General features: G+C 44.1%; 7 protein-coding genes. 1 reads left to right on the forward strand and 6 read right to left on the reverse strand.

What is annotated here, in order from left to right:
* Positions 1–100: type II toxin-antitoxin system RelE/ParE family toxin (locus OP498_RS18030; RefSeq protein ID WP_280553731.1), on the forward strand; the 100-nt coding region annotated here is incomplete at its 5' end.
* A gap of 526 nt (positions 101–626) precedes the next feature.
* On the opposite strand, the gene OP498_RS18035 is transcribed toward OP498_RS18030, so the two are convergent.
* The 6 genes from OP498_RS18035 to OP498_RS18060 form a co-directional block, all read right to left on the reverse strand.
* Entirely contained in the window at positions 627–989 is a 363-nt protein-coding gene (locus tag OP498_RS18035) for a 4-fold beta flower protein (protein ID WP_280554732.1), read from the reverse strand.
* A gap of 68 nt (positions 990–1,057) precedes the next feature.
* Positions 1,058–2,002, reverse strand: a complete 945-nt coding sequence (locus OP498_RS18040) for a DUF4238 domain-containing protein (protein ID WP_280554734.1) — start codon at positions 2,000–2,002, stop codon at positions 1,058–1,060.
* 99 nt (positions 2,003–2,101) lie between these two features.
* On the reverse strand, positions 2,102–2,365 hold the full coding sequence (locus OP498_RS18045; RefSeq protein WP_280554737.1) for a hypothetical protein: 264 nt from the start codon (positions 2,363–2,365) through the stop codon (positions 2,102–2,104).
* Between the two features lie 299 nt (positions 2,366–2,664).
* Positions 2,665–3,171, reverse strand: coding sequence for an N-acetyltransferase (locus OP498_RS18050; protein WP_280554739.1), 507 nt, complete (start codon positions 3,169–3,171; stop codon positions 2,665–2,667).
* 108 nt (positions 3,172–3,279) lie between these two features.
* Positions 3,280–4,539, reverse strand: coding sequence for a hypothetical protein (locus OP498_RS18055; RefSeq protein ID WP_280554742.1), 1,260 nt, complete (start codon positions 4,537–4,539; stop codon positions 3,280–3,282).
* 117 nt (positions 4,540–4,656) lie between these two features.
* Positions 4,657–5,091, reverse strand: coding sequence for a nucleotide excision repair endonuclease (locus OP498_RS18060; protein ID WP_280554746.1), 435 nt, complete (start codon positions 5,089–5,091; stop codon positions 4,657–4,659).
* Positions 5,092–5,421 lie beyond the last annotated feature (330 nt).

Consider the following 5,421-nt stretch of genomic DNA (forward strand, 5'->3'; position numbering starts at 1 on the left):
GCTGCTAGGTTACAGCTTTGATGATGGTGCTCTTGTCCTCGAACTGATGGCCCTGGGATCACACGAAAACTTCTACCGCGATCTAAAGCGGAAGAAATGACGTTGTAACGCCGCAATTCACCGGAGACAAAAAGCATAGCGAGGAACGAACGACGCTTTTTGGCGTCCGAGTGAAATTGCCTTGTTAGCACTTATGGCAACTCTGCTCTTCGAGTTAATTTGACGCCTATTTTCATTGATGGATTTTCAATCATGTGCCCTTGAAGAATAAATCCGTCATGAGCTGGCGAGCCTTCAAGGTGTAAATTGAACTCATCAATATCGCCAAAAATTGATTGAAGAAGCTTTCTATCATTTTTGCATTTCACATCTGCATGCACGATATTGTTTTTTTACTTCGTAGTTGCCAACGAATACAAACGATGAATCTCCACCAAGAATGCGGCCCGTTTAAAGGACAACTACTCCATAGCCACCATCATTGATGATCGATGCAAACTCTATTCCATACAATGCTTCAATCATATATCTTTCCTCGTTGTATTTGGTGCTAACGCCCGCAGCAACCGCGGCTTTGTAGTGGAGCCGAAGGCAGAACGAAAAAGCCGTCAGATTGCCTGCGCTTGTTAAGCATTTAGCCACTGCCCCCACTCTAAGTGAGACCAACCGCCCAGAGGATCTAGGGGGCGCAGCGGTTGCAAGGGGTTTAATGGTCTCAATGGCTGAAGCGGGGTTAACGGCCTCAATGGCTGTAGAGGAGTCAGTGGCCTAAGCGTTTCGTTCGGACTAGCTCCTTCCAACCAAGCAACAGGCTTACCATTGCGATCCAATAATGAGCCTTCATGCATTGGGCCCAGCCAATCCAAAGATTTAGATGAGAAGAAATTGTCTCCACTCAAGAAAGCCACCCAGTTGAGTCCGAGGTCGAAAATGTTCTCGCCATCAAACCAGCCAGCTAGCTGGACGTTTTTATCAAATATCGGTGTCATGACCTTCTCCCAATGCTTAACGTCCAAACTCAGCTGCGCCGCTTTTTGGCGTCGGCTGGAGTGCCGTGTTAGGCACCGATATGTTTGAGGACTTGTGTTCCTTCAAGAGGCGCACCATCTGCTCCTCGAAAATAAAAACCTATTTTTGGGCAATATACTTGCTTGTAGGTAAATATAAGCATTTTATAATTAAGTGCGGATACAAGCTCTCTGTTACCATCTATTATGCCTTCAGGCCCATCGAACTCCCCAATTAACGCTAGGTTCCTTGATACGGGGAAATATACTTGAGTGCCTCTCATTCCGTATCCAGGGCTATTTCTATAGAAAAGCGGAATTTTATCTGGCTCCTTCCAAGTGATATTTACAGGGTTGTCAGTGGTTATAAATGGTCCAGATTCTTCTGTGACCTTGATCAATAACCAGTTACGACTATCAAGATAAGGGAGGATGGCATCGACACCTACAAACTCCATGTGTATATGATGTTCTCTTGCCACCGTTATGTCGTATTCCTTGCTCTCATGAAAACGTTTGATTTCTTCGTAGGTGATATCGTCGCTAACTTCCTTTCCACTTTCTTTCATTTGGCGCAATTGGGATTCCCAGCGCTCTTTAGTTGCCAATGATAAATCCATAACTCTCTCTGCTATCTGTGCATGGCACTGTCTCCAGTGCTCTCTCATCTCTGGCGATCTGATTGCAAGCAGAGCAATTAAATTAAGGATTAATATTCTTGTTTCACCTTCAAAATGTAGATTTTCCTCTAAGTTGCGTAATGCCGAAGCTGCCTCACCCTCAAACTGAGACAAAGATTTTTCTAGGGCATTCTGCTCGACACCTTCAATATCAATTCTGTTGAAATCTCTAATGCCGCCAACATTTCTTGGAATGGTTTCAAAACGCTTATTTTCTTTGAAATCGATAACCGTAAGTTTTGACTTTTTGGCACCGCCTTTTGTAAAGCCTTTCAAATAACACTGTGAAAGATAATGATGGTGACGTGCTGTCATATTAAGTATGCCTAACGTCTTGGGTAAGGGGCACGCAGCGAAGCGGAGCGTCCCAGTGAGCGATAGCGAACGAACTTGACCCAATTGTTAGATTTCTCATTATTCATCAGCCAGCGCCCCGAGAATCCCAAGGCCGACAACCCAAACAATGAAAGAAATAACCCCTGAAAGTATGCCACCATAATCACTATAAGTAATTTCAAGAAATCGGCCGATATCAGGAACCCCATTTATTAGAAAATAAATAAAACCATCTCCAGGATAAAAATATAGCCATTTAAACCAAAGCCACACGTCACTAATTGTGATTGAACCATTATAGTTCATGTCTGTAACGAATGACCATTGCCTAGGATCGTACATTTGCTCTATCCCCTATTACTTTCTAAAACCTGCTACAACCCATATAACACCTCAGATGAATGCCACAGGAAACACGCCAATACCGAGAAAAAACGCCCAGTTAAAGTTGTAATCAAGCGCAAAAGCAAAACCTATAAGCGATATCCATATTAAGGAAAAAAATATTGCGAGCCTTTGCTTTCCACTAAGATTATTATCAGCCATCCAACGTTCCTAATGAAATCTAACGCCGCCAACACGCGCAGCTTTGTAGTGAAGGCGAAGCCGCAACGAAAAAGCTGTCGCTGTGCTTGGCCTTGTTAACCCTGAGCTGAGAATGCCTCATGGTACGATACTTCCCCTTGCGGGAACTCGTCGGAAAACGACAGCGCCTGAAAATACTCAGCAGGCACACCAGGATAAACCAGCCCATCTACAACCTTGAATCCGAAACGACCATAATAACCAGGATCACCGAGTACTACACAGCCAGATGCTCCTATTGCTTCAAGAGCGGCAAGAGAGCTTTTCATTAGCTTCGAGCCAACACCGCACCCTTGATACTCGGGAAGAACAGATATTGGCCCAAGCCCAAACCAGTCGGTTGTACCACCTGACAGAGTGACCGGAGAAATCGCAACATGACCAATAATTTCTCCATCAGCCTTAGCCACCTGAGAGATCGTTAGCGCTCCCGCACCACGAAGGGCATCAACAATGAAATGCTCGGTATGATCAGTATAAGGAGCACTTAAAAATGCCTGCTCAGTAACCTGATGTATTTTCAACTCATCGCCGGATTTTTCATTACTTACTTCAATATTCAAACTGGACCTCTTGCACGGGTTAACGATTAAGCTGTGCGGTGCAAACGAAGCGCAGCGTAGTTTGCATCCGAACGAGCGCCTTGTTATGTGTTTTATATTCGATGAAGCTCATTTTGAGCTAAACATGCCCTCAGTATTTAGATTGTAGCCGAACACGTTTTTAGTATTTGCAAAAACGCTCCATGTGTCATCAATCATATTTACGGAATACTTTCCGATCTCTCTTTGTTCTTCGACTGTGAAATCTGACAAGATAATGTCGTATAAATATTGGATGGCAATTAATACTACATCTGACATCCAGCCACTTTCTTCGTTTTCTTGTTTTATATTATAAATTTCTTCTGCCACTTCTATATTTACATCTCCAAGCGACTTCCCTAATAGGCTTTGATCATTACCAATTGATTTAACAAAGTTCCACATTACCTTGCGCAGCCCTTCCTTTGCTGTTTCATAATCTGCGACACATTCCGACAAAGCGATAAGCATTATTCCGCTGTCTACTTCAAGCGCACCATAAGCATTCACTGGCGAATAATCTTCAATTTTATATAGTTCGCCATTTCTGATTCGCTCATAACGTCCGATCATAAACTCTGTTAGATCTTGAAGTTGGCTGTTGGACATGCTTTTTGTCGCAATTCTTTTTGCATCTTCTCTTTGTTTTTCTTCCGCCTCTTCCTGCTCTTCTTTTTCTTTCTCGGCTTGTTGTTCCTTTTCTATCTCTTCGAGATTATATTCATAGTTGCTTCCATTTAATATTTCTTCTCGTATTTCATCCCGTTTTTGTTTAATGGTATTGATTAACGCATCCTCCAACTCGTCCAGCGCACCTTCTTCGCCTTTAATATTTTTTATAATTCGATCGTAAACATGTTCTACATATGTGTCGCTAAGGTACTTATAATATTCGGTCCAGTCATGTGGCGATGCGTCATCAAATTCATGTGATATATACCTCAAAACCTGCCAACTTGTTTGGGCGTACATGTATCTGAATAAATGCTCGGATTTTACACTTTCATAATCCTTGTCCTTATTTAGATGCTCAAGCAGTAGCTTCTTATCGTCATCGCTGTATTTTTCGGTTACCACAGGAGTCGTATAAGAAAGCTCTTCTATCTGTTCAATAGTAGCCTTCCTTAAACCAATAATTTGATCGTAGCGGTTATTGGCATTTCCAATATCTTTGATTGAATCATTATGCCAATTCTCCCAATGCTCTCTTAAATCACTAGCAGAAACTCTGCCAGCGATCTTGTTGTCAGGGTCTTTACTTAGCCTATTAAGTATCTCGTTCGATTTCTTCTTTAGCGCAGACGCTGTAAGAATGCCTTGTAATTTCTTTTTTATTGATGAAAACATATCCTGCACCTTATTGATTGTCTTCGGTTGGCTTTTTACACATAACGCCGCCAACATGCGCGACTACGAAATGGAGGCGAAGCCGCAATGTAGTAGGCGTCGCCGTGCTTGGCCTTGTTAATTTGGCTTCGACCTCACGCCGACCGAATTGTGAGAAGGCTGAAACTGCTCAATCAAATACTCTTCTAGGCTTGGAGCCTCGAAGAATTCGCCGATGCTAGCAGTCACGAGAAAACGAGGTTTTACGCGCCATCCCGTTTCCTTTACTCGACAGCTCCTATCGCTGGCGTACATAAAATAGGAACTCAATCGACTCCCAAGATTCTTCGCCTTGCCAATATAGAGTAGTGAGAGGTTTTCATCGAAAATAAAGTAGACGCCCGGAAGGCCATTATTCGGCCAAGTGCTTGGCCAAGAGTGTTCACGGCCCTTGCGCTCTTCGCCTGGAAAAAGGTCGTAGACACCACTGACCCTTGGAGGAGCCAAATCAGGGTGACGATAATTTTGATGATAGCTATCAATTTCACGCTTGATTACTTCGAGACTTTCCATAGCGACGGACTATCCTAGAAATTAACTGTTCAGCATTTCTTCGCCGTGCGGAGCATGGCGTATAAATGCCTGTTGGACTAAGCCGCCCATCAGACTGCTACACAGCTTCTATAGGGTATTGTATTGGCCGGTGTGCGGCCTGAGACGTCAGGTCGCGTGCGTAGGGATCTGTTGTGACGCATTCGAGCCGTGATGTTGGCCATGATCTCCGTCTTTTCCGGGCCCAGTTCGCCCCAACGTAGCGCGCTTGCTGGTCGAAATCCATCACCGGGACGAGCGCCGCCGCGACCCGCGAGCGGGCCGGATCGACGAGTCCGTTGTGTGAGTAGC

This window comes from Halomonas sp. 25-S5 (assembly GCF_029889845.1).
Lineage (GTDB): Bacteria > Pseudomonadota > Gammaproteobacteria > Pseudomonadales > Halomonadaceae > Halomonas.

What these genes read in the sequence shown, in the direction of transcription:
- OP498_RS18035 (WP_280554732.1), bottom strand. Translation starts at nt 989, where the DNA reads ATGACACCGATATTTGATAAAAACGTCCAGCTAGCTGGCTGGTTTGAT.
- OP498_RS18040 (WP_280554734.1), bottom strand. Translation starts at nt 2,002, where the DNA reads ATGACAGCACGTCACCATCATTATCTTTCACAGTGTTATTTGAAAGGC.
- OP498_RS18045 (WP_280554737.1), bottom strand. Translation starts at nt 2,365, where the DNA reads ATGTACGATCCTAGGCAATGGTCATTCGTTACAGACATGAACTATAAT.
- OP498_RS18055 (WP_280554742.1), bottom strand. Translation starts at nt 4,539, where the DNA reads ATGTTTTCATCAATAAAAAAGAAATTACAAGGCATTCTTACAGCGTCT.
- OP498_RS18060 (WP_280554746.1), bottom strand. Translation starts at nt 5,091, where the DNA reads ATGGAAAGTCTCGAAGTAATCAAGCGTGAAATTGATAGCTATCATCAA.